Origin of the sequence: Campylobacter sp. BCW_6873, assembly GCF_001762365.1 — a bacterium.
Classification (GTDB): Bacteria; Campylobacterota; Campylobacteria; order Campylobacterales; family Campylobacteraceae; genus Campylobacter_D; species Campylobacter_D jejuni.
This window is the reverse complement of record NZ_MJWS01000008.1, coordinates 1-1780: the sequence shown is the minus strand read 5'-3', so window position 1 is coordinate 1780 and position 1780 is coordinate 1. Positions and strand designations below refer to the sequence as shown.

At 27.3% G+C, this 1780-nt stretch carries 1 protein-coding gene and 1 pseudogene; both read right to left on the bottom strand.

All coding sequences use genetic code 11. The annotated features are described in order from the left end of the window. Positions 1 to 365: bacteriophage T4 gp5 trimerisation domain-containing protein (locus AJ932_RS00055; protein ID WP_410002267.1), on the bottom strand; the 365-nt coding region annotated here is incomplete at its 3' end. Continuing rightward, positions 362 to 1780: pseudogene (locus tag AJ932_RS10660) on the bottom strand (hypothetical protein); the annotation flags it as partial. The pseudogene AJ932_RS10660 and the gene AJ932_RS00055, both read right to left, overlap by 4 nt.

Below are 1780 nucleotides of genomic sequence, written 5' to 3'. Positions count from 1 at the left end.
TCTTTGTTTTCTCCTACAAACTCATGAGAGTTTTTAGCCACTCTTACTTTATTATCTACTCCTACATTTAAGGTATTGCTTAATCCTACTATGGTATCTTTAGATAAGCCTACATTAGTTAAGTATTCTCCTCCTACATTGACATTTTTAGCTAAGTCTATGGTTTGAGTATGAACCTTTTTAATCCTTTCATTATAAATTCCATCCACTATAGAATCTTTATCATTTAAAATTCTTTGAGTGAAATTATGCTGGACTAATTCATCATAATCCTTTTGGGCTTTTAAATAAATTTGTTCTTTATCTTTTATATTTGAGAGGGTAAGTTCAATGGCTTTTTTTGCATAATTTAAATCTTTAGTCATTTTAACACTAAATGCGTTATTCCTTGTGTTGTTTTAAAAGCAGGTGTGTTAAAATAGGCAAATAAAATTAATTGATATTTTTCATTCATATTATAAAGTTTATTCCTATCATCTTGTGAAAGCATAGAAGTATTAAAGGCTATATCATTTCCTTGAAGATTTTCTAAAATCTTAATTTTAGATTGATTGCATTCTAATTCCTCTTCTTTTTTTACACAATATGCCCATTTAATTGTCTCATCGAAGAAAAATTTCTCCTCATTATTTAAGTAAGCTCTAACAAAAATAGTTTCATTGTAAGGGATTTTATCAGTAGTATTTTGCTGTTCTTTGTCTTTATAAGCTTGCATACCTGTGATATATAAATCCTTTCTTGAATTTTTGATTTGTTTTTCATACCCATTTGCCTCAGTATCTAAATAAAGATTTTCTCCAAAATCTTGCATGCTTACCTTATTTGTAAAAGTATAACAACCTCCTTTCTTATCTGCAGAACTTAAAGAGACTATTGCCACATTTCCAATTTTGTGCATTTGACTTGTACTAAAGCCTTCTAAGGCTTTTGTAGCTATAATACATTTTGTAGCCCTTTTAAAAAAAGAAGAGTTTTCATCTAAAATTAAATCAATCTTGAAACTGCTCTTATAAATGCCTTCTTGATACTCTAACTTTAAACTTTCATAAATCCTTCTATTCTCACAATTATGAAGAAATACTTTAGTGATGGTTTCATGATTATTTCCATTTTCATCTAAAATCTTAAGATTATTAAGTGTTAATTCAAAATTTCCCCCTCTATGTGATAAAATCTCTTCGCTACTATACCTTTCTAGTTTTAAATAGATTTTTAGCATCTTTGAGGCTTTATCTTGTAAAATTTTAAATTGATTTTCTTTAGCAAAACTGTATAATTCTATAGCATTTTCTTCATTGCCAGTAAGAGCAACTTTTAAAATTCCATCGTTTTTATTAATAAAATATGATATATTGTTTTTTACTGCTTTAAAGTATATTTCATTTTCTTTTTTTAAAATAAGTTCTTCTTGGGTGCTACAAGAAAAAGCTTGTGGATTAATTGCTTGTTGTTCTTCTTGTGTTGGATCATATTTTAAATACATTAGCTCACATTGATCTTCTATCAATTTAGTGCAATCTATTTTTGCTTTTGCTCCTATAAGTAAAGTAATAAAAGTATTTTTAGGTTGTTCTATTTGTATAATAGATGGAGTGGGATTTGGATAGAGTATAAGAATATTATGGGGTGTATTTGCTTCTAGTTTTTCAAACTTTTGTCTTAAAGTTTTATTAAGCAAGGCAACATTATCCAATTTATTAGCACCTAAATTCTCACAATAATTAGCAATACAATAAATATTATCTAAGCTAAAATTTTTTTGAGTGAGGGTGTTTAGGTA